This is a genomic window from Micromonospora sp. NPDC051227 (assembly GCF_044455385.1).
Taxonomy (GTDB): domain Bacteria; phylum Actinomycetota; class Actinomycetes; order Mycobacteriales; family Micromonosporaceae; genus Micromonospora.
Genome location: NZ_JBITET010000010.1, coordinates 95679 through 120694, shown reverse-complemented (window position 1 = coordinate 120694; position 25016 = coordinate 95679). Strand labels below are relative to the sequence as shown.

Genomic DNA, 25016 nt, shown 5'->3' with positions numbered 1-25016 from the left:
CATGTCCATCATCGAGGATGTCGGCGGGCAGGTCCGTGCCGCCACCGAGGAGTTCCCGGTGGCCCTGCTCGGGCAGGCGCTGGAGAAGTTCGGCCTGGCCGCGGAGCGGCTGCGCTGGGTACGACAGGAGTCGGCCAACCCGATGGGGGTGCCCGAGCTGTCCGCCGCCACCGAACACGCCGAGAGCGCCGGCTACGCGCTGCGGGTGGCCCAGGAACAGCTGTCGGCCTACCTGACGGCGATCGGGCTCGGCGCGGACGGCGCCCCGGCACCCCGCCCTGAGCAACGCGCTCCCCGACACGACACGCCACCGGCGTCCGCGCCCGCCACGGTCGCGCCGGAGCCGGCCGAGCAGGTGCGGATGCGCCGCTGGTGGTCGGTGCGGGTGGCCGAGCTGACCGGCGGACGCGAGGGCACCGACGACGAACCCGACGAGCGGGTGGACGACACCCAGGAGTTGCTGCGCCGAGTGGTGGGTGGTGTCCGCTCCGGCGACCGGGACCGGCTCCGCAAGGAGCTGCGCCGAGCCCCGGCCGACGTGGGGCTGGGCATGGCGGCGCTGGCGCCGCCGCTGCTGCGCGAACTGGCCGGTGAGCTGCTCGGGCACCCGCCGCGCGCCACCGACCTCGGGCGGCTGCGCGGCGAGTTGGACGGACGCGTCCGCGACCTGCTGCCCGGGCTGCCGCCGCCGGTGCTGGAGACGCTGCTGACCCGGGTGTGCCGGATGCCGCCGCCGCGCGCCTCCGGGGAACCACCACACGCCGCCGACTCGGCGGTCACCGCCGGGGTGGCGACCGGGCTGCTGCTCGCCCGCCTGGGCCGGGACCTGCCGACCGGCGCGAGAGAACCGGCGGTTGCCGGAGAACCGGCGGGCGCGGGGCAGCGAGGCGACGCGCAGAAGCCGGCGCGGGCCGGGCAGCCGGCGGGCGCGCAGCAACCGGGCGGGACCGGGCGGCCGGGCGCGACTCCCCGCGCGGGCGGTGCGGTGCAGCGGCCGGGCACCACCACGCAGCGCTCCGGTGGCCTGCCGCCACGCTCGGACGGGCCGCCGCCGCGCCCCGGTGGGTTGCCCCCACGCTCCGGCAGCCCCTGGCGGGACGCGCCGACGCGCCGGGGCTCCGATGGCTGACCGGCGCGGTCAGCTGGCCAGCCGGGTCCGGGACACCCTCGCCGAGGCGTTGGGCGCCACCCGTACCCGGCTGTCCGCCGCCCAGGCCGACCTGAGCGCCGGGCGGGAACGACTGGCCCGGGTCCAGCGGGCGGCGGCCGCCGTACCGGAGCGGGTGGGCGCCCAACGGGACCGCCGCATCGCCGAGATCGACGCCCGCTACTCCACCCGGATCGCGGAGCTGGCCCGGCGGGCCGCCGACGCGGCCCGGCAGGAGGCGCCCGGCTGCGCGGGGGCCGACTGGGCCGGGTGGACGCGGACCCCCGCCCGCCGGGCCGAGCCGCCCGGCGCGCTGCGCGTCGGCACGGTCCGGATCGACGGCGTCGACCCGGTGCCCGCGCTGGTGCCGCTGCTCGACGCCGGGCACGTCCACCTCTCCGGGGACGACCGCGCCGGCTGCGACGCGGTGGTGTCCGCGTTGCTGCTGCGGGCCGTCGGCCGCGCCGACCCCGGGGCGGTACGACTGATCGGGTACGACCCGGACCAGCTCGGCGGCGGCCTGGCCGGGTTCGCCCCGTTGGGCACGGCCGGGCTGCTCACCTTCGTCGGCCCGGGCGGGCTGGGCCCACTGCTGGACGACCTGGTGGAACAGATCCGCCGGATCAACGAGACGGTCCTCGCCGGCGAGTACGCGTCGCTACGCGAACTGGCGGCGGCGACCGGCCGACGACCCGAACCGTGGCGGGTGGCGGTGCTGCTCGGCGGTGAGGAGCTGAACCGGCACGAGCGCGGACAACTCGACCGGGTGGTGCGTGCCGGCGCGGCCTGCGGCGTACACCTGGTGGTGCACGGTGTGCCGTTGCCGGAGGATCCGACGGTCACCCGGGTGGTGGCCGGGGTGTCCGGTGCCCGGATCGGCGGTTCGGCCGGGCTGCCGGTCCGACTCGATCCACCGCCACCGGCGACGCTGGTCACCGAGACCTGCCGGGACGTCGCCGCCCGGGTGAACGCGGGCCCGCCGCCGACCCCCTTCACCGACCTGCTGCCCCCGCCGGAGCTGATGTGGCGGGAGGACTCCGCCGACGGGCTGACCGCGCCGATCGGTGAGGGCCCGCACGGTCGTCCGGTGCGGTTGACACTGGGCGACTATCCACCGCACGCGCTGATCGGCGGGCCGTCCGGCACCGGCAAGACCAACCTGATCTTCGCGTGGATCGGCGCCCTGGCGGCCCGCTACTCCCCCGCCGAGCTGGAGTTCTACCTGCTGGACTTCAAGGAGGGGGTCTCCTTCGCGCGGTTCGCGCAGGGCCGGCGTGATCCGAGCTGGCTGCCGCACATGCGCCTGGTGGGCATCAACGTCAACACCGACCGGGAGTTCGGGCTGGCGCTGCTGCGCTTCCTCGCCGAGGAGTTGCGACGACGCGCCGACGCGGCCAAGAAGCACGAGGTGACCAAGCTGGCCGAGCTGCGGGCGGTCGACCCGACCGGGCACTGGCCCCGGATCGTCGCGGTGGTGGACGAGTTCCAGATGTTGCTGGCCGGCCGGGACGTGGTCGCCCGGGAGGCGGCCGACCTGCTGGAGGACCTGGCCCGGCGCGGCCGCTCCCAGGGCATCCACCTGGTCCTCGCCTCGCAGGACGTGCGGGGCATCGAGGCGCTCTGGGGCCGCCCCGCGCTGGTCGCCCAGTTCACCCTGCGCATCGCGCTGCCCAAGGCGCTGCGCATCCTCGCCGAACGCAACGACGCGGCGCAGTCGCTGCCGCGCTGGCACGCCGTGGTCAACGCCGAGTCGGGCATGGTGGAGGGCAACGAGGTGGCCCGCATCCCGTCGGCCAGCGACTGGGAGACCTGGAGCGGGTTGCAGCACCGGCTGTGGCGGATGCGCGCCCCCGACGCGGCGCCCGCCCGGCTCTTCGACGGCGACGCGATCCCCCGGCTGGCGGACGCCCCGGACTTCCGGGCGCTCGCCGTCCCCCCGGACGGGACCGTGCCCCGCAACCCGGTGGCCCTGCTCGGCGAGATCATCGACGTGCAGTCCCGCTCGGCGTCGCTGCGGCTGCCGCGTGCCCCGGGCCGCAACCTCGCGGTGCTCGGCACCCGCGTCGACGAGGCCTGCGCGGTGCTGGACGCGGCGGCCCGGTCGCTGGCCCGTCAGCACCCGCCGGGCACCGCCCGGTTCTCCATCGCCTGCCTCGACCCGGACGCCGACCCGATCGCCCGCGCCCTCTACGACGACCTGGCCGACGACGCCGCCTGGTACGACGAGGAGACCGTCGGTGAGCTGATGGCCGAGACGGCCGACGGGCTCAGTGGCCCGGGAAGCCCGCACTACCTGTTGCTGTTCGCTGTCGACGCGGCAGCGGGTGCGCTGGCCGCTCGCGCGGGTCGGCGTACCGGCCTGGAGCAGCTGCGCCGGATCATGCACGACGGGCCGGAACGACGCACGCACGTGCTGGCCTGGTGGCGGGGTGTGGCCCGGATGCGCGCCGATCTCGGTGGGCCGGCCGCCCGTACCGACCAGATCGGCGCCTGGGTGGCCCTGGACGCGCACGGCGGCGAGCTGGGCTCGTCGCTCTACCCGGGCACCGGCGGCCCGGACTGGTATCCCCGCCCCTGGCGGGGGCTCTTCTTCGACCGGGCGGTGCACCGCACCGGACAGGTGATCATCCCGTATGGGCCGACACGATGAACGAACCGGTGACCAGCGGAACGTACGCGGCGCAGCTGCGGCGGCTGGCCGACCTCACCGCGCGGGTGCGCGAGCAGCGCGCCGAGGCGCACACCTGGCACGAGCGGCAGTGCGTTGCCGCCGAGCGGGCCGTCGCCGAGGCGGCCGACCAGCTCCAGAGCGCCGAGGAGGAGCTGGTCGCCGCCCGTGAGCAGCAGGAACGGGTCGACGCCGAGGTGGCCCACCTGTGGCAGCAGGTCCGCTCACGCCTCGGTGCCCGCCGTCTCGGCGCCCCACCCGCCCCGGCGAACGGCGTCGGGGCCACCGACCCGGTGTTGCTGCTCGCCAAGGCCCGTGACCTGCTCGACCGGGCCGGTCAGCCGGGCGAGCTGCCGGGCTCGGTCAACCCGCTGCTGGCGCTCTGCGGGGTGGCCGGCGGTGTGCTGGCGTACGCCCTGGGCGCCGGCGCCCGGGCGCTCGGCGTCGGGTACGGCGGGGACCTGGCGGTCGGGCTACCGGTGCTGGCGTTGGTGGTGACGCTGCTCGGGCCGTTGGTCGGCCTGGTGCCGGCCCGGGTGCTGGCCGACCGCCGGCACGCGGTGCTCGGCCCCCGACCGATCACTGTGGTCCTCGGCGCCGGCCTGTTGACCACCGTGCTGCTGCTGATCCTCGGCCCCTGACCCCGCGCGCGGCGGTCCCGCCGGCGCACACCGCCCGGTTGGCCCTCCCGCCGTGCCCTGGCGGTCTCAGGCCGGGACGAGCACTGCCTCGCGGAGGAGGCGGCGGGCCAGGGTGACCCGGTCGGCGTCGTCGGGCAGGCCGGGCAGGTCACCAACCCGGGTGATCGTGCCGGTGAGCAGCGCGCGGGCGGCCGGCTCGCAGCTCACCGGAAGGGTGATGATGCGGTCGAAGAGCCGCAGCGCCACCGTGTCCGGCTTATGCGGCACCAACTGCCAGCGCAGGCCGGGACGCAGGGTGACGCGGGAGTCGGCGTCCAGGGCGGCCAGCGCGTCGGCCTGGGCGAGCGGTCGGATCGGCGCCGGGCGGGCCGCCGGCCAGGCCCGCTGCCGCAGTCGCGAGGCGACCGCGCCCGGGTCGGCGCGCAGCAGCCAGTCCCGCAACGCCTCCACGGTCTCGGTCAGCTCCGGCTCGATGGCGTCCGGGTCGGCGACGTCGGTGCCGAACGGCAGGCTGGCCCGCAGCCGCTGGTCCTCGGCGGACAGCGCCAACAATTCCTCGACCAGAGCGTAGCGGGTGAGCGCGCGGATGCCCACGGTCAGGTGCAGGGAGCTGGCGTCCTGCGCCTGCGCGCTGTGCAGCCACCCCCGGGGCAGGTAGAGGGCGTCACCGGGGGCGAGCACCACGTCCAGCGCGGCCGGGCCCTGCGCGGTGGCACCGACCTCGTCGGCGCGCCCACCCCACGGTTGCTTCTCCAACGGGTCAGGCAGCACAGGCGGGTGGATCCGCCAGTGCTTGCGGCCGTCGACCTGGAGCACGAACACGTCGTGGGTGTCGTAGTGGGTGGCGAAGCCCTGGCTGCCGGCCGGGGTCAGGTAGGCGTTGATCTGCAACGGCTGGTTGAGCGCGAGGCCCAGGTCGCGGGCGAAATCGACGAGCGGCGGCCAGATCCGGTGCAGCCCCTGCAACACCAGGGTGGCCCCGGACGCGTACTGCTCCAGGACCCGCTCGTCGAGCACCTGGTCGCCGATCTCGGCGCCCGCGCCGCCGCCGCCGGTCCAGCGCGACGCCGCGACCAACTGGCCGTCCTTGGCGATGCGCAGGAACGGGGTACGCAGGCCGCGCCGGCTCAGCAACTCGTCGGCGTCGGCGGGACTGAGCAGGTCGGTGAAGCCGGCCGGGTCGGGCAGTTCGGCGGCGCGGGACAGCAGCGGGGTGTGCCCCCAGTGCGCGGCGGCGAACTTGGCCGGTTCGACCGAGACGCAGCGGGCCAGCGCCGCGGTGGCCTCGGCGGACGGAACCGCCGGGCGGCCGTGGTGGCCGCCCGGCGGGTCGAGGTAGGTCATGGCGAGCCGCTACCGGGCGCTGCCGTCAGCGCCACCGTCCTGCTGGCCCGGGGTGGCACCGCCATCGGCGGGACCCTCCGCGCTGCCGTCGGCGCCACCGTCGTGCTGGCCCGGGGTGGCACCGCCATCGGCCGGACCCTCCGCGCCACCGTCAGCGCCACCGTCGTGCTGACCGGGAGTGGCACCACCGTCGGCGGGACCCTCCGCGCCACCGTCAGCGCCACCGTCGTGCTGACCGGGGGTCGCGCCGCCGTCGGCCGGACCCTCCGCGCCGCCGCCGCCGGTGGTCTGCATGTCGTCATCGTTGAGTGCCATCGGTACTCCCTCGGGTGTGCCGCCCCGCCGTACGCCGGGGTCCGTCGTGCTGCGGGTGGTACCCCACGCGCGATCTTCTCTAACCCTCACCGTAGACGCCGAACCGGGGCGACACGGGCAGTTCGCGAGCGGCGGCGGAGAGTGCCAGGATGGGGTGGTGATCCTGGTGGGCACGTCCGGCTGGCAGTACCGGGACTGGCGCGGCCGCTTCTATCCGCAGGGGCTGCCGCAGCGGCTCTGGCTGGAGCACTTCGCGGCCGGGTTCGCCACGGTCGAGGTCAACAACGCCTTCTACCGGCTGCCCGAGCGGGACACCTTCGCCGCCTGGCGGGCGCGCACGCCGGCGGATTTCTGCGTGGCGGTGAAGATGAGCCGCTACCTCACCCACATCAAGCGACTGCGTGACCCGGAGGAGCCGGTGGCCCGTTTCCTCGGCCGCGCCACAGCGCTCGGTGACCGGCTCGGCCCGGTGCTGCTGCAACTGCCACCGAACCTGCGAGCGGACGTCGAGGCGCTGGACGCGACGCTGCGACTGTTCCCGGCGCAGGTGCGGGTGGCGGTCGAGCCCCGGCACCCCTCCTGGTGGACCGACGCCACCAGGGCGGTGCTGGAGCGGCGTCGGGCAGCGCTGGTCTGGGCGGACCGACTGGGACGCCCGGTCGCCCCCCGTTGGCGCACCACCGACTTCGGCTACCTGCGGCTGCACGAGGGTCGGGCGCGGCCGTGGCCCCGCTACGGTCGGGCCGCGCTGCGGTCCTGGGTGCGCCGGCTGACCGACACCTTCGGCGCGGACGAGCCGGCGTACGTCTATTTCAACAACGATCCGGGCGGCGCCGCGATCGTGGACGCCGTGGCGTTCGCCGCGCTGGCCCGAACGGCCGGGCACCCGGTGTCCCGGGTGCCGACCGCCGCCGAGGCGGCCGGTGCCGACGACTGAGCCCGCCCGACAGTGGTCGGGCGGGCTCGCGGTGTCAGGCCGTCACGGCATCATCGTGGCGAGGTCCTTGGGCATGGTGTCCTTCACGTCCTGCCACTCACCCTGGGTGACGTGGCGGCGCAGCGTGTCCAGCACCACCTGCGTCACCCGCTCCGCGCCACCCTCCGCGTCGTACGGGAAGCCCTGCCGCACCTCGTAGAGGAAGTCGTCACGGTTGAGCTTGATCGGCACATCGGACGGCACCCAGCCGTCGAAGTAGATGCCCCGGACCAGCACCGGCAACTGCTGGGCGAACTCCACGCTCTCGTTCACCGGCAGCCGGTCGCGCAGCAGGTGCAGCACCGTGCGCAGGGCCGCGTACGACTGGTTGCGCCGGTCCTTCGGCCAGCCGTAGGCGTTCTCGATGTCCTTGAGAATGAGGTTCGTCTTGTCCAGCGAGGACTCGAACGCTGAGATCATCGAGTCAGCCATCGGTCGACCCCCGTTCCGTGGTGTCCCACCGTCGGTCGTCGGCGCGGCGCGGCGGCCCCACCGGGCCACGGCGGGCCCGCACCGGGCTGCCCTGCGGGGCGCGCCGGGCGTTGTCGGCCGTGCCGACCACGTGCAGGACGGCACCACGCCGTCGATCCGTCACCAGTCGAACCGTCATCCCCGTCACCTCCGTGTCGTCTCCGGCGTCGGCCGTCCACGGGCGGCCGTACCCACCGCGTCCACCCTGCCCGCCAGTGGGGTGAGGCGTCCCCGCCCTGATCGGGTGAGGTCAGTCGGCGTCGAGGAGACCCGCGAGGGTCTTCGCGTTGGTCTGCGCGTAATCCCGGTAACAGTTGTTCATGAGCACGTGGGTCTGCCCGGCCTCGTCGGCCAGCTCGCGCAGCTTCGGCGCCCAGTCGGCCAACTCCCGCTTGGAGTAGTGGTAGCCGAACTTCTCGTGAATGTCCTTGCTGGTCCACTTGTCGCTGTGCCCGTGGAAGCGCATGACCGCGAGGTCCGCGGTGGCGGCCAGCACCGGAGGCAGCGACGAGCGGTGGCCCTGCGGCATGTCCACGCAGACGTACGGCAGTTTGTGCTCGCGCAGGAAGGCGAGGGTCTCGTCGGCGTTGTCGCCGTCGAACCAGGAGGCGTGCCGGAACTCGTACACCGGGCGCAGCGGCGCGCAGCGCTTCGCCACCTCCAGCAGGTACTGCTTGTTGGCCCGCTTGATGGTGAACCAGGGTGGGAACTGGAACAGCAGCGCGCCCAGCTTGCCGGCCTCGACCAGCGGGTCCAGCGCGGACAGAAACCGCGTCCACACCTCCTCGTACGACTGCGCGGGCAGGTCGTCGGGGTAGACGTTCTTCTTGTCGGTCTCCGGGCGCAGGTCCTTGTAGAGCGCGCTGACCCGGGTGGGGTGCCCGGTCAGCAGGCTGAACGCCTTGATGTTGAAGGTGAAGCCGGCCGGCGTGCGCTCGGCCCACAGCCGCGCGGTCGCCTCGGCGGGCGGCGAGTAGTAGGTGGCGTCCACTTCGACCAGCGGAAACTGCCGGGCGTAGTAGGCCAGCCGCTTCTCCGGGGTGTCGGCGGTCTGCGGATACCACCCCGAGTCCAGCAGCGTGCGGTCGGTCCAGGACGCGGTGCCCACGAGGATGTCACCCATCGTGGAAGTCCATCGCGTCGCGGACCGACCGGCAACCGCTGGCGTGGCTCAGGCCGCCCGCCGCTCGCGAGTCTGCTTGCACGTCACACACGTGGTGGCGGACGGGAAGATCTCCAGCCGCTCCACCGGGATCGCCGCCGAGCAGCCCTCGCACCAGCCGTAGGTGCCCTCCTCGAGCCGGCCGAGGGCGTGCTCGTACTGGGCGCGGCGGTCGAGGATGGTGCGCAACAGGGACTGGGCGGTGTCCCGCTCGGCGGTCTTGGTGCCGCTGTCGGCCTGGTCGTCGCCGGCGGTGTCGCCGACCTCCACCAGCCGCAGCACCTGGCTCTGGAGCACCGCCTGGTCGTACTCCGCGGTCAGCTCGTCGTAGCGCGCCTGGAGCGACTGTCGGATCTGATCGATCTCCGTCTGGGACCGGGTCGTACCGACCGTGTCGTGGACGAGCATCGCTGCCTGCCTTTCCTGGGCCTGTGGCTCAAGGTGAACCGGGTGCCGGCGGCGCGGGGCCCCGGTCACGGTCGCGTTCGGTGCGCGGGCGATCACCCGCGCTCTGTGAGCCGGGCGAGTACCCGCCCGATCAGGCGCGCAAACCGACGAATTCTCGGTTGTTGTCAGTCGTTGCCGCCGGTCTCCACGAGCGCCGGTCGGCGGGGGTCGTCGGCGCGTACCACGACGTCGGCGAAGCTCGCCGGGACGATTTCCTCGGCGTACCGGTCGAAGGCCGGCAGCGCCCACTGCTGGGCCGGTACGGTGCGTCGGCGCAGCGCCGCCGGGGACAACTCCAGGTGGACGGTCACGTCGAAGGGCAGACCGCCGCCGAGCAGCAGCGAGCCGCTGACCAGGACGACGCCGCCGGGTGCCAGGTCGACGTAGCGGGCACGGCTGGCCCGGTCGGCGTCGGCGTCCCAGAGCGACGGAAGCAGCCGGCCGCTGCCGCCCGGAGCGGCCGGGTCGAGCACCTCCCGGCGCAGCCCGGCCTCGTCGACCCAGGCCTCGTAGAAGGAGTCCGGGTTGGTGCGCCCCAACTCGAAGCGCAGCGACGCGGGGCGCAGGAAATCGGTGGCACGGACGTGCAGCACCGGGTGGCCCTGGGCGCGCAGCGGGTCGACCAGCGCCGCGGCCAGTTCGTCGGCGCCGGCCGCGGGGGCGCCGTCCACGGCCACCCGCAGGCGGGCGGGCCCGGCGGCGGCGCTCGCGGCGCGGGTCGCCGCGTCGGCCAGCCGGCCGGTCAGCTCGGTGACGAGCAGGTCGGGCGAGATGGGGCGGATGCGCACCGGACCATCCTGCCCCGCGTCGGCTGCGTCGGTGCCGCCGGTCAGCCGCTGCGGTCGATGGTGACCCGGGCGTCGTCGGCCAGCCGGTAGCCCACGCCGTAGACGGTGGTCACCAGCGGCACGTCCACGCCGACCTTGCCGCGCAGCCGACGCACGTGCACGTCGACGGTGCGCACGCCGGCGTGCTCGTAGCCCCAGACGGCGTTGAGCAGTTGCAGCCGGGTGAACACCCGGCGCGGGTGGGCGACCAGGTGCAGCAGCAGATCGAACTCCAGCCGGGTCAGCGGCAGCGGTTCCTCGTCGCGCAGCACCGAGCGCGACGAGGCGAGGATGTGCAGGGCGGGAATGGCCGGGCTGATCGGGCGGGCCGGCGACCGGTTGGCGGGCGCCTGGTCGGGACGGCGTTCGGCCGGAACCGAGCCGACGATCACGCCTTCGCCCCGCTCCAGCATCTCGCGAGCGGCCTCCAACAGCCGGCGCGCCGCCGGGGTCAGCGACTCCTCACAGGCCAGCGGGATGGACAGCGTCACGGTGAGCACGGGCGCGGCGGTGTTCGCCGGGCGACGCTGGCCGCCGGGAGGTCGACCGGGCACCGCGGGTTGGGACGTATGCCATCCGGCGCGCGACGAGGCGGGGCTGACCGACATGGTCCTCCTTGGGCTGGTCCGGGTATCTCCCCACGGCCCGGGACGCCGCTTCATCGATGCTTCCCGGCGCCTGGGCGAGGGTCAAGAGGCGGCTGCGTTGCATGAATGTGACAATTGACGAACGCATCGGAGCCAGATGCTCGCTCTGCGTACGAGGCCTGATGATTACAGCAGAGTCGTCGAGATGCCCCGTTACGGGGGTCCCCGACCGGTTCACCAGGCGGTCACATCGCCGCCCGACCAGGGCTCAGCTGCTGTGATCCACGCTGATCGGGGCCTCGTCGGCCAGCCGGTAGCCGACGCCGTAGACGGTGGTGACCACCTCCGAGCCGGCCAGCTTGGCGCGCAGCCGACGGACGTGCACATCCACCGTCCGGGCCACCGCGTGCTCGTAGCCCCAGACGCTGGAGAGCAGTTGCAGGCGGGTGAAGACCCGGCGGGGCCGCTCGGCCAGGAACAGCAGCAGCTCGTACTCGATGCGGGTCAGCGGAATGACCCGGTCGCCCTGGCGGACCATCCGCGAGCCGGCCAGGATGCGGACGTGGTCCGGCGCGGCGGGCGGCACGACTGGGCGCGGGGCCGGTCGCGGCCCCGACGCGGGCTCCTCCACGGCACGCGGTTGGCCCTCCCCCGACTCGGCCAGCTCGCCGAGCAGCTGCACCAGCCGGGCCAGCCGGGGGCTCAGCGGCCCGGGGACGAGGTCGAGGGTGATGGTCAGCGTCGGGCTGGTGCGCGGGCGGGCCGGCGGGCGCACGCCGGGGTGGCGCCGGGTGGGGACGGCGACGACGGACATGGTGCCTCCTGAGTGGCGGTGCGGCCGCCACGCCGGGTGTGGCGTGGCGGTCAGTTGCGCGCCCCGCCGGCGTTGACCGGGGACGCGTGGGGAGAGGGGTGGTGCAGTGGGGTCGGGCCGAGGGCCGGCAGGCCGGCGATCCGCCAGGCCGCGAACCCACCGACCACATCGGTGGCCCGGTGCAGGCCGACGTCCCGCAACGCGGCGGCGGCCAACGACGAGGTGTAGCCCTCCTGACAGAGGATCACCACCGGCACGTCGTAGTCGACGGCCTGCGGCAGCCGGGCCGCGCAGCGTGGGTCGAAGCGCCACTCCAGCACGTTGCGCTCGACGATGAGCGATCCCGGCACCACACCGTGCGCGGCCCGTTGCGCGGCCGGGCGGATGTCGACCAGCAGCGCTCCGCTCCGGTACGCCAGGTGCGCCCGCTCCGGGTCCAGCCGGCGCAGCCGGGCGCGCGCGGCGGCCAGGATCTCGTCGATGCCCCGGGAGCCCGGTGGCGGCACGGGAACGGGACAGTGCTCGGCGGTTATCCGCATTCTCGGGTTCCTTCCGGTGACAAGGAGGTTCTCGGTGCGCGCGGCTACCAGGACCGGCCGGCCTCGGCGACCTCGGCGACCCGCAGCCGCCCGTCCAGGAGGTGGTAACGGGTCATCCGCAGCAGCGCCGGCCGGTAGACGTGCACGCTGACCGCCGGCGCCGCGCCCCGGTTGGTCACCTGGTGCACGTGCCGGGGGCCGAAGCGGCGGCCCGCGCCGGCCGGCAGCAGTCGGGGACGTGGTCGCCCGGCGCTGACCGTCTCCTCGGTGAGCGCGCCGCTGACCACCCGGAACGCTCCGGAGGAGCCGCCGTGGTCGTGCAGGTCGGTGCCCTGCCCGGGCAGCCAGCTCAGCGCCCACACCTCGTGCTCGTCGCTGACGGCGAGGCGGGCGTACCAGCGCTCGGCGGGGTCGAAACGCAGCGCGACCGGCCAGCCGGCCGGGTCGGCCCATCCGGCGGCAACGGCGAGCAGGTCGGGCTCCGGACGGTGGTGCGTCATGGCGGTTCCTCGCGGGTCGTTCGGCGGGGTGCCCTCGTACTCTAGACGGCAAAGCCTATAGGTTTAGTAGGTAATTCCGTCTGGTGGGACGCAGGGTCAGCCGCTCGGGTGAATCAGCGCAGCAACGGCGGGTCCGCGCGGTAGCCCGGCAACGAGGGCCAGCGCACTGTCAACACCACCGACGCGCGCTCGGCGAACCAGGAATGGTCCACCCCACGGGCCCGCACCACGTAGTCGCCCGGCACGGCCAGCCGTACCGTCCGGTCCGGCAACTCCACCCGGTCTCACCCATCGGACCTCCCCCAGCGCGCCGGCCGGGCAAGCCATCAGGACCGGTGTGGCTAACCTGGACCGGTGACCGAGAACCTCGACGCCGAGACGCTGGCGTTCGCGCACCGGATGTTCGACCTGGCCCGAGCCGGCGCCACCGACGAGTTGGCGGCGCAGATCGACGCCGGCCTGCCGGTCAACCTCACCAACGACAAGGGCGACACGCTGCTCGTCCTGGCCGCGTACCACGCCCACCCGGACACGGTGGCCGCCCTGCTCAGCCGCGGCGCCGACCACACCCGGGCCAACGACCGAGGTCAGACCGCGTTGGCAGCGGCGGTCTTCCGCAGCAGCACCGAAGCGGTCCGCGCGCTCCTCGCCGCCGGCGCGGATCCGGCACACGGCAACCCGTCGGCCGTCGAGACCGCGCGCTTCTTCGACCTGCCGGAGATGACAGAGCTGCTGCGCGCCGGCTGACACCGGCACGGCCGAGCGGTATACAGGGTCGGTGGAAGATCCTCTGCCGGAGCAGATGCGGGCCGCCGCCACCGCGCTGCTGACCGCGCTCGACCCCGCCGCCCGCGAGAGCGCCGTGCACTCGTTCGACGACGAGGCGGCCCGACGCTGGCTGGAATACCGGCCCCGGCCCCGACCGGGCGTCTGCCTCGCCGAGCTCGACGTCACTGCCCGCAAGGCCGCCCACCGGTTGCTGGCCACCGCGCTCAGCCCCGCGGCGTACGCACAGGCGATGGCGATCATCTCGCTGGAGGAGGTACTGGACCGGGCCGAGGGCTGGCAGCGCGGGCGGCACAGCGCCGACTACTGGGTGGCCGTGTTCGGCGACCCGGCGCGCGACGACCGTTGGGCGTGGCGACTCGAAGGGCACCACCTGTCGGTGAACATGACCGTGGTGGACGGTCAGGTCTCCCCCGCGCCGATCTTCTTCGGCGCCAACCCGGCCGCGGTCCGCTACGCCGGCCGGCCGGTCTCCCGCCCACTCGGTGTCGAGGAGGACCTGGCCCGCGCCCTGCTCGACGCGCTCGGCCCCGCCGAGCGGGCCGCCGCGATCATCGCCGACGAAGCGCCCGCGGACATCATCAGCGCCACCCGCGGGCGGGTCGACGCGCCGCTGGAGCCCCTCGGCGTACCGGCGGAGCGGCTGGGACCGACCGGCCGCGCGCTACTCGACCAGGTGGTCGCCCTCTACCTCGACCGGCTGCCGCCCGAGCTGGCCATCCGGGAGGCGACCGAACTGGACGCCGGCCCACTGCACTTCGCCTGGGCCGGCCCGACCCACCCCGGGCGGCGGCACTACTACCGGGTGCAGGGCGACGACCTGCTGATCGAGTACGACAACACCACCGCGGACGGCAACCACGCACACACCGTGCTACGCCGCCCCGCCAGCGACTTCGGCGCCGACGTCCTAGCAACCCACCACCAAACCCACCCCCACTAACTCCCCCCACCCCCACCCCCACCCCCGCCCCTCGCCCCCCGCCCCTCGCCCCCCGCCCCTCGCCCCCCGCCCCTCCCCCCGCCGATCTTGCAGTTTCGGCGGTCGAGTTGCCCGGTTTGGCAGCTTTCGCGGGCACCGAAAGTGCAAGATCGACGGGTGGGGGGTGTCCGTCAGGGGCGGGTGGCCTCGATGAGGAAGCGTTGGGCGTGGGCGACGAAGGGGCCCTCGTTGGCGATGCGGTGGTGGAGGTCGCGCAGTGGTGCGCGGCAGCGGCCAACCGTGAACCCTGGCACCGTCCAGATCACCTTGCGCAGGAACCAGACCACCGCGCCGATGTCGGCGAAGGTCGCCCGCAGCGTGGCCCGACGCAGGTCGACCACCCGCAGGCCAGCCGCTTCGGCGGCGGCGACCGCGTGCTCGGGGTGCCGCTGGGTCGGCGGCGGCAACGGCCCGAGGATCGCCTCACTGAGCTCCCGCATGGTGCCGGCCCCGATCTGCTGCGACAGGAACGTCCCGCCCGGCCGCAGCACCCGCGCCGTCTGAACCCAGTCGGTACGCACCGGATGCCGACTGACCACCAGGTCGAACGAGGCGTCGCGAAACGGCAGCGGCCCGTCCGGCGCGACCGCGACCACCGACGCGCCGATCCGACGCAGGGTCCGGCGGGCGACCTCCACGTTCGGCGGCCACGCCTCGGTCGCCGTCAGCAGCTTCGGTGGACGCGGCACCTCGGCGAGTACCTCTCCGCCGCCGGTGTCCACGTCCAGCGCCGCGTCGGCCCGCGCCATCCGGTCGGCGACCAGCCGGGCGTACCCCCAGGGTGGGCGCTCCTCGGTGGCCCGGCCGGCCAGCCAGTCGAAGCCCCAACCATCGACGGGCGCGGCGGCGGCCTCCGCGACCAAGTCCTCGGCGTCACGCTCAGCGGTCATGGCGGTCAGCTTCGCGGCCGGTCACCCGGCCCAGCAACTTATTTGCCGCCGCCCGGTCGGGAAGTCCGCGGTGGATCTCAGCCGAGGCCGAGCCCGTGCTCTTCGAGGGCCGCCTGGAGGATCCCGAGCGCCTTTGGGCCCATGCCGTGCAGCTTGGCCAGGTCCTCCCGAGGAACACCCGCGAGCTGGCGCAGCGCGGTGTAGCCGGCGCCGTGCAGGGCCCTGGTGGCGGGCGCGCCGATCTTCGGAAGCGTGTCCAGAGAGGAGGTCATCCGGGGATGGTAGACCGACCAGTCGCACGGACGCCGGCCCCGCAAAAACCAGCCCCACTTGCCGGCCGGACGCGCGCCCGGCGGGTCCGGCACGCCCAGCGGGGCCGGCACGCCCAGCGGGGCCGGCACGCCCAGCGGGGCCGGCACGCCCAGCGGGGCCGGCACGCCCAGCGGGGCCGGCACGCCCAGCGGGTCGGGTCACGGCGGGCCGGTCTCGCGGGCGGGGTCAGGGGCGAGTCCTGGGGGTCCGGTGAGCGGGCCTGCTCGGGGTCAGAGACGAGACCCACCGGCAGGTCGGGTCAGGGGCGGACGATCTCGCCGGTGGAGCCGGCGAGCGCGTCCAAACCGCCGGCCTCGGCGCGGCCGCTGTCGAACTGACGCATCAGCCGGGCGCCCAGGTGCACGCCGACCCCGCCGGCGGCCAGCGCGACCAGCTCGGTGACCAGGATCGCCACCGACGCGCCGCGCTGTGGGGAGTGTGACCGGACCAGGCAGGTGAGCAGGAACATGGCGGCCATCACCGCGTTCACCAGGTTGAAGGCGACCGCGGTGCGGCGGGTACGGTCGCCCGGCACGTCCCACAGGTCAACCATGCCGGCCACGGCGGTCAGCGCGGCGGCGACGAGGGCGGCGACGCCGGTCCAGTAGCCGACCTCGCCGAGGAACGCGGGCCCCCCGATCACGTCGGTGAGGTCGAAGACGGTGGCGCTGACGAACAGCCCGAGCGGGAACGTCACCAGCATCGGTTGGATCGGGTGCCCCTGCACCCGCAGCCGGCTCTGCATCGGTCCTCCCCCAGGTCGGCGCAGCTCACCTGACCAGAGTGCTACCCGGGGCCGGTCGAGGCGAAACGATGCCGCCCGACTCGCCGCCGACAGGGAGAACGGGCACCGTGGCCGCGCCCGCCGAGGCCGGACGGCCAGACCGGCGGGTGATCGACTCGGGTTTCAGGAAGTCGGGGCGTCCGCCGACCCGTGACACCGCGATTTCCAGGAACCCGAGTTGATCACACCGCCGACGCGGCCGGAGCGACCCGCGCGGCTCCAGCGGCCAGGGTCAGTTGTCGCGTTGGCGGGAGACCGTCCGGACCAGGCGCTCGGCCACCTCGCGCAGCGGGATGTCCAGCGACGAGGCGGCGGTCCGCAGCACGTCGAGCGCCTCGGCCGGCGGGCAGCCGCGCTGCGTCATGATCACGCCGATGGCCTGGCCCACCACCCCGTCGTGCAGGAGTGAGGCGTCCCGTTCCCCGGCGAGGGTGAGCTGTCGGCTGCGGTCGCGGACGGCGGCGAGCAGCAGACCGGCGTGTTCGGCGAGCAGCATGGCGGTCAACTGGTGTTGCGGAGTCAGCAGGTCCGGCGCGGCGGCGTACAGGTTGATCGCCCCGATGACCTGGTCGTCGATGTCGACCGGTGCGGAGATCACCCCGCGTACGCCGAGGTCGCGGGCGTGCGCCGTCCAGGCCGGCCAGCGGAGCTCACCGGTCAGGTCGGCGGCGAGGATCATCTCGCGGCGGTGGATCGCGCTCATCGCCGGCGTGTCCGGCCCGTGTCGCAGGTCGTCCAGCCCGGCCAGCCCCTCGTCGGAGGCGGCCACCCCGGCCGGCTCGCCGGCCCGCAGGGCGGTGAACCCGCACCAGCGCACCCCGGCGACGGCGTCCCGAGTGACCCGGACCAGGGCCAGCAGCGCCTCATCAAAGTCGGTCAGGGCGATCAGCCCGGCGGTCAGCTCCCGTAACAGTGCGGCTGCTTCCAGGACGCCGAGGGTGTGCACCACCGGTTCCCGCGTGTCGAGGTTCACCGGTTCGCAGCCTCCGTGCCGTCTCGCGCCTGCGCGGCAAGCATCGTCACCTGTGTCATCGTCTGCTCTCTCCCGACTCGACCGACCAGCCCTACTACCCTGGGAAAGCTGGGTCGAAACGGCGTAAATCGGGGCCCCGGTCGCGCGCGGAGGGCGCGACCGGGGCCCCGACGGTCGGTACGTCAGCGCGAGGCGCCGCTGAGCCGCCGCCCGATCGACGCGATCAGACGGTCGAGCTCGGACCCGAACGGGTTGTCGTGCACCAGGTACGTCCAGGTGGCGGTGGGCCGGACCAGGGTGCCGTCGTCGGGCTGCCAGTCCTCATCGAATTCGGTCTCGTTGAAAGTGGCGATGGTGCGGGCCTCGATCTCCGGGATCAGGTCGTTGAACGCCGGCACCGCGGCCCGGTGGAACTCGTCCAGCGGGTCGAGCCGGCCCAGCGCGCGCAGGTGCACGCCCTCGCGGACCTCCGACAGCTCGGCCAGGTGCTCGGCCCAGAGCCGGTCCAGGTGGTAGAGCGCGATCGACCGGGCGGCACGGGCGAGCAGGTCCTCGTCCATCTCGCCGGCCTTCTCGGGCTCCTTCTCCAACAGCATCACCGCGGCCACGTCGCTGGTCAGCAGCCGCTCCCGGCGTGCCGCGAGGGCCTTGCGCTGCTGCTCGATCACCACGCTGTAGCGCCAGGTGTTGCGGTGGATCTCGTGGTTGACGCCCTCGGCGACCCGCTGGGCGTGCTCCACCGCGTAGTCGACCTGCTCGTCGGTCACCAGACCGTCGGCGTTCATCCGCGGCGAGGCCGGCACCGAGTCGGCGGCGTGCCGGACGACGAGGTCGTCCTCCAGGCTGACGAAGAAGACCGAACCGCCCGGGTCGCCCTGCCGGCCGGCCCGACCGCGCAGCTGGTCGTCCACCCGGCGGCTGTCGTGGCGGCCGCTGCCGATCACGTAGAGCCCGCCCAGCTCGGCGACCCGCTCCTGGTCGCTCTGGTCGCTGCCGCCGAGGCGGATGTCGACGCCACGGCCGGCCATCTGGGTGGACACGGTCACCGCACCGTACGCGCCGGCCTCGGCGATGATCGCGGCCTCTTCGTCGTCGTTCTTGGCGTTCAGCACGACGCAGGGCACCCCGGCGGCGTTCAGCCCGGCGGCCAACCCCTCGGACTCCTTGACGTCCAGGGTGCCGACCAGCACCGGCCGCCCCTTGGCGTGCCAGCGCTGGATCTCGTCGACCAGCGCCTCGTCCTTCTCCGCCCGGGTGGCGTAGATGCGGTCCGGCTCGTCCTCGCGGATGCACGGGGTGTTCGGGGGGATCACCGCGACCTCGAGGCCGAAGAACTCCCGCAGCTGGTCGCCGACCAGCACCGCGGTGGCGGTCATCCCGCAGACCTTCGGGTAGAGCGCGATGTACGCCTGCATCGCGATGGTGCCGAGCACCTCGCCCTCGGCGGTGGCGTCCAGCCCCTCCTTGGCCTCGACCGCGGCCTGGAGGCCGTCCGGCCAGCGGCGGCGCTGGGCCACCCGGCCGCGCATCTCGTCGACCAGCTCGACCGAGCCGTCCCGGACGATGTAATCCACGTCACGGTGCAGCAGGGCGTGCGCGTGCAGCGCCACGTTGACCGCGGAGAGCTGCGCGACGTGCTCCTCGTCGTACAGGTCGATGCCGAGCTTGGCCTCGATGGCGGCCAGGCCGGCGGAGGTGAACGCCACGCTCCGCCCGTCCTCCGCGACCGTGTAGTGCTTGCCCTTGCGCAGGCCACGGACCAACGCGGCGGCGGCGTGCACCGGGTCCTGTTCGCCCGGCACCGCGCCGGCCAGGACCATCGGCACCCGGGCCTCGTCGATCATGATCGAGTCGGCCTCGTCGACGATGGCGGTGGTCAGCGCGGGCTGCACCCGGTCTTCCACGTCGGTGACCAGCTGGTCGCGCAGGTAGTCGAAGCCCGCCTCGCTGACCGAGACGTAGGTGACGTCGCAGGCGTACGCGTCGCGCCGCTCCTGCGGGGTCGACGCCTCGTTGACCCAGCCGACGGTGAGGCCGAGCAGGGTGTAGACCGGCTCCATCCACTGGGCGTCGCGGCGGGCCAGGTAGTCGTTGATGGTGAGCACGTGCACCGGGCCGTTGCCCAACCGGACGTGCCCGTACGCGGCGATCGTGGCGGTCAGTGTCTTGCCCTCACCGGTGGCCATCTCGGCGACCTTGCCGGAGAGCAGCGACATCGCGCCGAGCAGCTGCACGTCGTACGGCCGCTGGTCGAGGCCACGGCGGGCGGCCTCGCGGCCGACGGCGCAGATCTCCTCGTAACCAGCGGCGGCGCCCGCGGCGGCGGTCAGCTCGGCGTCGTCGAGCGCGGTGAGCTCAGCCTCGCGCGCCTCGATCGCCGGGAGCAGTTTCTCCAGCGGAGCAAGATCCACGGTCGAGCCGGGGCGCTGGAGGAACCGCCGGAACTTGCTCTTGAACCGTTGCGACACACCCATGAGCGGCAACGGTACGCGATTCCGGGCGGCGCGCGCGGCCCGGCCGCCCGGCAAGTTGGCCTTCCTGGGGCGCGGTCAGCCGACCAGCAGCTGGTGGCTGGCGAGTTCCCGGTACAGCGGGTCGGTGGCGGTCAGTTCGGCATGGGTGCCCACGGCCACCACCCGGCCGCCGTCGAGGACGACGATCTGGTCGGCGTCGACCACGGTCGCCAGCCGGTGCGCCACGATCAACAGGGTCCGGCGGACGGCCACGGCGTCGATGGCGCGGCGCAGCGCGACCTCGTTGCGGGAGTCGAGGTTGCTGGTCGGCTCGTCGAGCAGCAGCACCGGCGGGCCGGCGAGCAGCGCGCGGGCGATGGCCAGCCGCTGCCGCTCACCTCCGGAGAGCAGCACACCACCCTCCCCCACCTGCACGTCGAGGCCCAGCGGGGTGCGCTGCGCCAGGTGGCCCAGGTTGACCTCGTCGAGGACGTCGCGCAACCGGTCGTCGGTGGCGTCCGGGGTGGTGATCAGCAGGTTCTCGCGCAGCGTGCCGGCCAGCACGGGAGCCTCCTGCTCGACGTAGCCGAGCCGGGCCCGCAGCGCGTCGCGGGGCAGGTCCCGTACGTCGGTGCCGTCGAGTCGGACCGCGCCGGCGCTCACCTCGTAGAAGCGCTCGACCAGGGCCAGCAGTGTGGACTTGCCCGCGCCGGAGGGACCGACCAGGGCGGTCCGGGTGCCGGCGGGGACCGCGAAGCTGACCTCGTGCAGCACCGGCTCGCCGCTCGGGTAGCCGAAACCCACCCGGTCGAACTCGATCATCGGGGTCGGACGGCGCGGGGTCGCCGTCGCGGCGGCGGGCGCCGGGCCGTCGTCCGCGCCCTCCGCGGGCACGGCCAAAATCTCCTCGATCCGCTGGAGGGCGCCCAGGCCGGACTGCAACTGGGTGTACGCCCGCAGCACCTGACCCAACGGCAGCGCCAGCAGGAACAGGTACATGACGAACGCGACCAGGTCGCCGACGGAGATCGCCCCGGCGGCGACCCGCGCCCCACCGATGCCGAGTACCAGCAGGAACGCGCCCTGCACGGTGACCGAGCCGATCGGGCCGACAAACGCCTGCACCCGGGCCACCCGCAGCCCCGCCGCGTACGCCTCCCGCGCGCTGCCGGTGACGGTCTCCGTCTCCCGGGTCTCGGCGCGGCTGGCCCGGATGGTGCGGGCCGCCGAGATGGCCCGCTCCACCGCCGAGGTCATCTCGCCGATCCGCTCCTGGGCCACTCGGGCCAGCGCCCGGACCCGGCGGGCGAAGGTGGCGGCGAAGGCCAGGCCCAGCGCCACCCCGAGCAGGGTGACGCCGAACAGCAACGGGTCGAGCAGCACCATGGCCGTGCCGGCGCCGACCACCGTCACCGCCCCGGTGACCGTCTCGAAGAGCCCGGAGGTGACGACGGCGCGCAGCAGCGTGGTGTCCGAGCCGACCCGGGAGAGCAGGTCGCCGGTGCGTCGGCGGTCGTACTCGGCGATGGGCAGCCGCAGCAGGTGGCTGGCCAGCCGGCGCCGGGTGCCCAGCACCACTCCCTCGGCGGTGCGTTGCAGCAGGTAGTCGCGCAGCCCGCCGATCGCCGCGCCGAGCACCACGAGGACCACCAGCACCGCCACCAGCCGGGACACGCCCTGCTCGGCGCCGATCCGCTCCAGGACCGACCGGGTGAGCAGCGGCTGCGCCAGCGACGCCGCCGAGCCGATCAGCGACAGCGCGCCGACCACGACCAGGGTGCCGCGGTGCTCCCGCAGGTACGGCAGCAACGCGGCCAGGCCGACCGACCGGCCCCCTGGGCTGCCGCCGACCGGCCGGTCGGTCGAGGTGTCGCCGGAAACCGGCCGGTCCTGCACGGTGCTCATGTCGCGAACGGTAGCCGCCCCTGGCACGCGGCGAAGGCGGGTCAGGTCGCGAGCACCACCTGAAGCTCCTGGCGGCGACGGTCGGCCAGGTCGGTGAGGAGGCCAGGCGCCTCGTCGAACGGCACCACCGCCGAGACGAGGTGCTTGCGGATCGCGTCGCCGTACGTCCTGAGGAGGTCGACGGTCTCGGCGGAGAGCCGTTCGCGGTCCCAGGTGGGCGCGAGCCCGCGCGGCACCCGGCCGATCTGGGCGCAGCGCAGCGACAGCCCGTTGTGGTGGAACTCCTCACCGAGGCGGACCGCGTCCGCGCCGCCCTGATAGAAGGCGAGGTCGATGACCGTGCCCTGGGGCCGCAGCAGCCGCAGGGCGAGGTGCAACGCCCACGCCTGCCCCCGGCACTGGAACACCACGTCGGCGCCCCGGTCGCCGGCGGTGTGCGCCCAACGGGTCTTGAGCACGACCGCCGGGTCGTCCGCGTCGGGGTCGAGGGTTTCCAAACCGAGCGCCTCGGCGACCTGGCGGCGCTGCGGGGTGGGGTCGAGCACCACCACCGACGCGGCGCCGTTGCGCCGGGCGAACAACGCCGTCAGCAGCGCCACCACACCGGCGCCGACGACGGCTACCCGTCGGCCGCGTACCCCGTCGGCGAGCGTGCGGACGTCGGTGCCGTGCAGGTCGGCGGCGGCGTGCAGCAGACCGTTGGCGCAGATCGGGCCCATGTGCGCGACGTAGACGCCGAGCAGCGGGTCCAGGTCGTCGGGCAGCGCCACGAACCGTTCGGCGACCGGGTCGGCCAGCCAGCCGGTGCGGTGCCCGTACGTCATCGCGCCGACGGTGCCCACCGCGATGGCCGGGGTCTCGCTCTCCACCACCCGGCCGACCTGCATGTAGCCGAGTCGGGTCACCGGGTAGGGCGTGCTGGCGGCGCCCGGCTGGAACAGGCCCAGGTCAGCGTTCCAGGTGACGTTCAGGTAGGGGTTCGTGCCCTTGACGTAGCTCAGTTCGGTGCCGGCGGAGACGCCGCTGAACAGCGTCTCGACCCGGAACGTGCCGGGGCGCAGCGGGGCGGCGTCCTGCTCGACGAGGTCGACCCGGCCGGGGCCGGTGACCACCACGACCTTGTCACGCATCGACGGTCACCCCGCTGCTGAGCACCACCGACGCGGTCGCGGTGGCGAGCCGCACTGTGGCGCCGGTCCGGGCCGAGTCAGCCACCGCGAGGGCGAGGCGCTGGGTCGCGAGGGCCTCGGCGTACGGGACGCGCACGTCGTCGCCGATGCCGCGGACGGCGTCGACGAAGGCGCGGTCCACCGCCACCCGGGCGGCTTCCGGGTCGGCGGGGACGTGTCGTTCGCCGTCGGCGTCGCGGATCGACAGCCCGTCCTCGGTGATCGCGAGGGCCAGCCCGTCGGCGAGGATCTCCAGGCCGGCGCGGTGCTTCCAGCCGAGGACGCAGGCGGCGCTGAGCGTGCCGACCGCGCCGTCGGCGAAGCGCAGCGCAGCGGTGGTCACCGAGTCGATGTCGGCGCCGTCGACCGGCGGTGGGGTGCCGTTGCCATACGCGGTGACCTCGGTTACCTCGCCGGCCAGCACGCGGATCAGGTCGAGCACGTGGGCGGCCTGCTCGACCACCGGCCCGCCGGAGCGGTCCCGCCGCGACCACCACGCCACCGGGGGCACCTTGTCCAGCCAGGCGCCGCTGACCATCCGGACCGGACGGTCGGCGAGCAGGTCGCGGGCCTGGTCGAGCACGCTCAGGTAGCGCCAGTGGTGTCCGACGGCGGTGCGCAGCCCACGCCGCGCGACCAGGTCGGCGATCCGCTCGGCGGTGCTCAGGTCGACCGCGACGGGCTTCTCCACGAACATTGGCACCCCGGCCTCGACCACCGCCTCCTCGGCGGGGCCGTGCGCGAACGGTGGCACGCAGACGTACACGGCGTCCAGCTCGGTGGCCAGCAGCTCGGCGACGTCGGCGCAGGCCCGCCCGCCGTGCTGTGCGGCCAGCGCGGACGCGGCCTCCGGCGCGACGTCGGTGACGCCGACCAGCTCGACGTCGTCGAACCCGGCCAGTACCCGCGCGTGGCGTTGTGCCACGCCGCCGGCTCCGACCAGACCCACCCGGCAGTTCCGCATTCCGACACCCCTTCGAAGACTTTTCATCTGCGGTGGGACCAGTCCCCTGAGGTGTGCGCAATCAAACGTTCATCACCCGGGAACGCATTGTCGTCACCACTGTGATCAAGCTGTTGCCGAGAATGCGGTTAGCGCGTGATGAGGAATGGGAACAACCAATTTTGGTTTTTTCACGCACGAACGGAGGGGTGCCCGTGCGGGATGCGACATCGAGCGTGTCACCGGTGGTGGAGGCGTGGGCCACGTACCGGACGACGTCGGCGGCGGACTGGCCGACCCGTCGGCTGATGCGTGCCAAGGGTGAGACCCGGGTCAGCGTGGTGCTGCCGGCGCGCAACGAGGAGGCCACCGTCGGCGCGATCGTGTCGACCATCCGGGAGCACCTGATGGATCGGGTGGCCCTGGTCGACGAGCTGATCGTGGTGGATTCCCGCTCGACGGACCGGACCGCGCAGGTGGCCCGTGCCGCCGGCGCGGAGGTGGTCAGTCAGGACGCGATGACCCGGGGGTTGCCGCGGCTCACCGGCAAGGGCGACGCGCTCTGGGCCGGGCTGGCCGCCGCCGAGGGAGACGTGGTGGCGTTCATCGACGCCGACCTGCGGGAGTTCCGGCCGCACTTCGTGAGCGGGCTGCTCGGCCCGCTGCTGACCGACCCGTCGGTCGACTTCGTGAAGGGCTTCTACCACCGGCCCCTGGTGGGCACCGCCAGCGTGGAGCAGGACGGCGGGGGCCGGGTGACCGAGTTGATGGCCCGACCGCTGCTCAACCTCTTCTGGCCCGAGCTGGCCGGCTTCGTGCAGCCGCTCGCCGGCGAGTACGCCGGCCGCCGGGACGTGCTGGCCCAGGTGCCGTTCGTCTCCGGATACGGGGTGGAGACGGCCATGATGATCGACCTGCTCGAGCTGGTCGGTCTGGACGCGCTGGCGCAGGTCGACCTCGGTGAACGCAAGCACCGCCACCAGGACACCGCGGCTTTGGGCCGGATGTCCGCGCAGATCATGTTGACCGCCTGGTCCCGGCTGCAACGGCGCGGCTGGGCGACCCCCGGGTTCGCGCCGGAGGCGTTGTTGACCCAGTTCCGTCGCGGTGGTTCGGACACGCTGCCGAACCTGGACCGCGAGATCGTGGTCAGCGATGTGTCAATCGAGGAGCGCCCGCCGTTGGCCGAACTGCGCCATCGGGTGCCCCGCCGCCGGGTGGCCGCCGCGTGAGCGCGAGGAGTGAGCCGATCCTGCGAGCCCCGCAGTCGCGAACCGGCTGCACCGTGAGCGCGAGGAGTGAGCCGATCCTGCGAGCCCCGCAGTCGCGAACCGGCTGCACCGTGAGCGCGAGGAGTGAGCCGATCCTGCGAGCCCCGCAC

26 protein-coding genes and 1 pseudogene are annotated in these 25016 nt (G+C 74.0%); 7 read left to right on the top strand and 20 right to left on the bottom strand.

Annotation, left to right across the window (positions count from 1 at the left end):
• The first annotated feature begins 1 nt into the window (after position 1).
• The 3 genes from ACIA47_RS23440 to ACIA47_RS23430 are packed head-to-tail and all read left to right on the top strand — an operon-like array spanning position 2 to position 4456.
• Positions 2 to 1129, top strand: coding sequence for a hypothetical protein (locus ACIA47_RS23440; RefSeq protein WP_396710664.1), 1128 nt, complete (start codon positions 2 to 4; stop codon positions 1127 to 1129).
• A complete protein-coding gene (locus ACIA47_RS23435; protein ID WP_396710662.1) occupies positions 1122 to 3797 on the top strand; it encodes an FtsK/SpoIIIE domain-containing protein in 2676 nt (891 codons plus the stop codon). The genes ACIA47_RS23440 and ACIA47_RS23435 overlap by 8 nt, the downstream gene beginning before the upstream one ends.
• Positions 3794 to 4456, top strand: coding sequence for a hypothetical protein (locus tag ACIA47_RS23430; protein ID WP_396710660.1), 663 nt, complete (start codon positions 3794 to 3796; stop codon positions 4454 to 4456). Before ACIA47_RS23435 ends, ACIA47_RS23430 begins: the two co-directional genes overlap by 4 nt.
• 66 nt (positions 4457 to 4522) lie before the next feature.
• Here the strand turns inward: ACIA47_RS23430 and ACIA47_RS23425 are convergent, their stop codons facing one another.
• A complete protein-coding gene (locus ACIA47_RS23425; RefSeq protein ID WP_396710658.1) occupies positions 4523 to 5800 on the bottom strand; it encodes a cupin domain-containing protein in 1278 nt (425 codons plus the stop codon).
• A 9-nt stretch (positions 5801 to 5809) separates the two neighbouring features.
• Positions 5810 to 6115, bottom strand: a complete 306-nt coding sequence (locus ACIA47_RS23420) for a hypothetical protein (RefSeq protein ID WP_357258145.1) — start codon at positions 6113 to 6115, stop codon at positions 5810 to 5812.
• Between the two features lie 157 nt (positions 6116 to 6272).
• On the opposite strand from ACIA47_RS23420, the gene ACIA47_RS23415 reads away from it, so the two are divergent.
• Entirely contained in the window at positions 6273 to 7052 is a 780-nt protein-coding gene (locus tag ACIA47_RS23415; protein WP_396710656.1) for a DUF72 domain-containing protein, read from the top strand.
• A gap of 42 nt (positions 7053 to 7094) precedes the next feature.
• Here the strand turns inward: ACIA47_RS23415 and ACIA47_RS23410 are convergent, their stop codons facing one another.
• The 10 genes and pseudogenes from ACIA47_RS23410 to ACIA47_RS23365 all read right to left on the bottom strand — a co-directional run.
• A complete protein-coding gene (locus ACIA47_RS23410) occupies positions 7095 to 7523 on the bottom strand; it encodes a DUF2267 domain-containing protein (RefSeq protein WP_396710654.1) in 429 nt (142 codons plus the stop codon).
• A complete protein-coding gene (locus tag ACIA47_RS23405; protein ID WP_112587444.1) occupies positions 7516 to 7701 on the bottom strand; it encodes a hypothetical protein in 186 nt (61 codons plus the stop codon). Before ACIA47_RS23405 ends, ACIA47_RS23410 begins: the two co-directional genes overlap by 8 nt.
• A gap of 111 nt (positions 7702 to 7812) precedes the next feature.
• The gene (locus ACIA47_RS23400) at positions 7813 to 8685 is read right to left on the bottom strand and encodes a DUF72 domain-containing protein (RefSeq protein WP_396710652.1); all 873 of its coding nucleotides are present in this window, start codon (positions 8683 to 8685) and stop codon (positions 7813 to 7815) included.
• Positions 8686 to 8733: 48 nt separating this feature from the next.
• Positions 8734 to 9132 (bottom strand): TraR/DksA C4-type zinc finger protein, encoded by a 399-nt coding sequence (locus ACIA47_RS23395; protein ID WP_091408390.1) that lies wholly within the window; start codon positions 9130 to 9132, stop codon positions 8734 to 8736.
• Positions 9133 to 9296: 164 nt separating this feature from the next.
• The gene (locus ACIA47_RS23390) at positions 9297 to 9959 is read right to left on the bottom strand and encodes a uridine kinase (RefSeq protein WP_396710650.1); all 663 of its coding nucleotides are present in this window, start codon (positions 9957 to 9959) and stop codon (positions 9297 to 9299) included.
• Between the two features lie 41 nt (positions 9960 to 10000).
• Complete coding sequence (locus ACIA47_RS23385; protein WP_396710648.1) at positions 10001 to 10606, bottom strand: winged helix-turn-helix domain-containing protein; 606 nt, start codon at positions 10604 to 10606, stop codon at positions 10001 to 10003.
• A 247-nt stretch (positions 10607 to 10853) separates the two neighbouring features.
• Positions 10854 to 11399, bottom strand: coding sequence for a winged helix-turn-helix domain-containing protein (locus ACIA47_RS23380; RefSeq protein WP_396710646.1), 546 nt, complete (start codon positions 11397 to 11399; stop codon positions 10854 to 10856).
• 50 nt (positions 11400 to 11449) lie between these two features.
• Positions 11450 to 11938 (bottom strand): rhodanese-like domain-containing protein, encoded by a 489-nt coding sequence (locus ACIA47_RS23375; protein WP_396710644.1) that lies wholly within the window; start codon positions 11936 to 11938, stop codon positions 11450 to 11452.
• Between the two features lie 44 nt (positions 11939 to 11982).
• A complete protein-coding gene (locus ACIA47_RS23370) occupies positions 11983 to 12438 on the bottom strand; it encodes a cysteine dioxygenase (protein WP_396710642.1) in 456 nt (151 codons plus the stop codon).
• Positions 12439 to 12551: 113 nt separating this feature from the next.
• Positions 12552 to 12719, bottom strand: a pseudogene (locus ACIA47_RS23365) (signal peptidase I); the annotation flags it as partial.
• Positions 12720 to 12837: 118 nt separating this feature from the next.
• On the opposite strand from ACIA47_RS23365, the gene ACIA47_RS23360 reads away from it, so the two are divergent.
• Positions 12838 to 13185 carry an ankyrin repeat domain-containing protein gene (locus ACIA47_RS23360; protein ID WP_396710807.1) on the top strand — a complete coding sequence of 116 codons (348 nt, stop codon included), beginning with the start codon at positions 12838 to 12840 and terminating at the stop codon, positions 13183 to 13185.
• A 31-nt stretch (positions 13186 to 13216) separates the two neighbouring features.
• Positions 13217 to 14167 carry a DUF3500 domain-containing protein gene (locus ACIA47_RS23355; RefSeq protein WP_396710640.1) on the top strand — a complete coding sequence of 317 codons (951 nt, stop codon included), beginning with the start codon at positions 13217 to 13219 and terminating at the stop codon, positions 14165 to 14167.
• A gap of 170 nt (positions 14168 to 14337) precedes the next feature.
• Here the strand turns inward: ACIA47_RS23355 and ACIA47_RS23350 are convergent, their stop codons facing one another.
• The 8 genes from ACIA47_RS23350 to ACIA47_RS23315 form a co-directional block, all read right to left on the bottom strand.
• Positions 14338 to 15096, bottom strand: coding sequence for a class I SAM-dependent methyltransferase (locus ACIA47_RS23350; protein ID WP_396710638.1), 759 nt, complete (start codon positions 15094 to 15096; stop codon positions 14338 to 14340).
• Positions 15097 to 15173: 77 nt separating this feature from the next.
• Positions 15174 to 15551: a hypothetical protein gene (locus ACIA47_RS23345; protein WP_396710636.1), complete on the bottom strand. Its 378-nt coding sequence runs from the start codon at positions 15549 to 15551 to the stop codon at positions 15174 to 15176.
• 116 nt (positions 15552 to 15667) lie between these two features.
• Positions 15668 to 16153: a DUF2231 domain-containing protein gene (locus tag ACIA47_RS23340; RefSeq protein WP_203121325.1), complete on the bottom strand. Its 486-nt coding sequence runs from the start codon at positions 16151 to 16153 to the stop codon at positions 15668 to 15670.
• 271 nt (positions 16154 to 16424) lie between these two features.
• Positions 16425 to 17165 carry a GAF and ANTAR domain-containing protein gene (locus ACIA47_RS23335; protein ID WP_203121326.1) on the bottom strand — a complete coding sequence of 247 codons (741 nt, stop codon included), beginning with the start codon at positions 17163 to 17165 and terminating at the stop codon, positions 16425 to 16427.
• Positions 17166 to 17347: 182 nt separating this feature from the next.
• The gene (gene secA2, locus ACIA47_RS23330) at positions 17348 to 19639 is read right to left on the bottom strand and encodes an accessory Sec system translocase SecA2 (RefSeq protein ID WP_203121327.1); all 2292 of its coding nucleotides are present in this window, start codon (positions 19637 to 19639) and stop codon (positions 17348 to 17350) included.
• 75 nt (positions 19640 to 19714) lie between these two features.
• Positions 19715 to 21523, bottom strand: a complete 1809-nt coding sequence (locus tag ACIA47_RS23325) for an ABC transporter ATP-binding protein (RefSeq protein ID WP_238411021.1) — start codon at positions 21521 to 21523, stop codon at positions 19715 to 19717.
• A 41-nt stretch (positions 21524 to 21564) separates the two neighbouring features.
• Positions 21565 to 22653 (bottom strand): zinc-binding alcohol dehydrogenase, encoded by a 1089-nt coding sequence (locus ACIA47_RS23320; protein ID WP_396710632.1) that lies wholly within the window; start codon positions 22651 to 22653, stop codon positions 21565 to 21567.
• Positions 22646 to 23656 (bottom strand): Gfo/Idh/MocA family protein, encoded by a 1011-nt coding sequence (locus ACIA47_RS23315; RefSeq protein WP_396710630.1) that lies wholly within the window; start codon positions 23654 to 23656, stop codon positions 22646 to 22648. Before ACIA47_RS23315 ends, ACIA47_RS23320 begins: the two co-directional genes overlap by 8 nt.
• Before the next feature lie 227 nt (positions 23657 to 23883).
• Between ACIA47_RS23315 and ACIA47_RS23310 the strand changes: the two genes are divergently transcribed.
• Complete coding sequence (locus ACIA47_RS23310) at positions 23884 to 24867, top strand: glucosyl-3-phosphoglycerate synthase (protein ID WP_396710805.1); 984 nt, start codon at positions 23884 to 23886, stop codon at positions 24865 to 24867.
• The last annotated feature ends 149 nt before the right edge of the window (positions 24868 to 25016 follow it).

What these genes read in the sequence shown, in the direction of transcription:
- ACIA47_RS23440 (WP_396710664.1), top strand. Translation starts at nt 2, where the DNA reads ATGTCCATCATCGAGGATGTCGGCGGGCAGGTCCGTGCCGCCACCGAG.
- ACIA47_RS23435 (WP_396710662.1), top strand. Translation starts at nt 1,122, where the DNA reads ATGGCTGACCGGCGCGGTCAGCTGGCCAGCCGGGTCCGGGACACCCTC.
- ACIA47_RS23430 (WP_396710660.1), top strand. Translation starts at nt 3,794, where the DNA reads ATGAACGAACCGGTGACCAGCGGAACGTACGCGGCGCAGCTGCGGCGG.
- ACIA47_RS23425 (WP_396710658.1), bottom strand. Translation starts at nt 5,800, where the DNA reads ATGACCTACCTCGACCCGCCGGGCGGCCACCACGGCCGCCCGGCGGTT.
- ACIA47_RS23420 (WP_357258145.1), bottom strand. Translation starts at nt 6,115, where the DNA reads ATGGCACTCAACGATGACGACATGCAGACCACCGGCGGCGGCGGCGCG.
- ACIA47_RS23410 (WP_396710654.1), bottom strand. Translation starts at nt 7,523, where the DNA reads ATGGCTGACTCGATGATCTCAGCGTTCGAGTCCTCGCTGGACAAGACG.
- ACIA47_RS23405 (WP_112587444.1), bottom strand. Translation starts at nt 7,701, where the DNA reads ATGACGGTTCGACTGGTGACGGATCGACGGCGTGGTGCCGTCCTGCAC.
- ACIA47_RS23400 (WP_396710652.1), bottom strand. Translation starts at nt 8,685, where the DNA reads ATGGGTGACATCCTCGTGGGCACCGCGTCCTGGACCGACCGCACGCTG.
- ACIA47_RS23395 (WP_091408390.1), bottom strand. Translation starts at nt 9,132, where the DNA reads ATGCTCGTCCACGACACGGTCGGTACGACCCGGTCCCAGACGGAGATC.
- ACIA47_RS23385 (WP_396710648.1), bottom strand. Translation starts at nt 10,606, where the DNA reads ATGTCGGTCAGCCCCGCCTCGTCGCGCGCCGGATGGCATACGTCCCAA.
- ACIA47_RS23380 (WP_396710646.1), bottom strand. Translation starts at nt 11,399, where the DNA reads ATGTCCGTCGTCGCCGTCCCCACCCGGCGCCACCCCGGCGTGCGCCCG.
- ACIA47_RS23375 (WP_396710644.1), bottom strand. Translation starts at nt 11,938, where the DNA reads ATGCGGATAACCGCCGAGCACTGTCCCGTTCCCGTGCCGCCACCGGGC.
- ACIA47_RS23370 (WP_396710642.1), bottom strand. Translation starts at nt 12,438, where the DNA reads ATGACGCACCACCGTCCGGAGCCCGACCTGCTCGCCGTTGCCGCCGGA.
- ACIA47_RS23360 (WP_396710807.1), top strand. Translation starts at nt 12,838, where the DNA reads ATGTTCGACCTGGCCCGAGCCGGCGCCACCGACGAGTTGGCGGCGCAG.
- ACIA47_RS23350 (WP_396710638.1), bottom strand. Translation starts at nt 15,096, where the DNA reads ATGACCGCTGAGCGTGACGCCGAGGACTTGGTCGCGGAGGCCGCCGCC.
- ACIA47_RS23340 (WP_203121325.1), bottom strand. Translation starts at nt 16,153, where the DNA reads ATGCAGAGCCGGCTGCGGGTGCAGGGGCACCCGATCCAACCGATGCTG.
- secA2 (WP_203121327.1), bottom strand. Translation starts at nt 19,639, where the DNA reads ATGGGTGTGTCGCAACGGTTCAAGAGCAAGTTCCGGCGGTTCCTCCAG.
- ACIA47_RS23325 (WP_238411021.1), bottom strand. Translation starts at nt 21,523, where the DNA reads ATGAGCACCGTGCAGGACCGGCCGGTTTCCGGCGACACCTCGACCGAC.
- ACIA47_RS23320 (WP_396710632.1), bottom strand. Translation starts at nt 22,653, where the DNA reads ATGCGTGACAAGGTCGTGGTGGTCACCGGCCCCGGCCGGGTCGACCTC.
- ACIA47_RS23315 (WP_396710630.1), bottom strand. Translation starts at nt 23,656, where the DNA reads ATGCGGAACTGCCGGGTGGGTCTGGTCGGAGCCGGCGGCGTGGCACAA.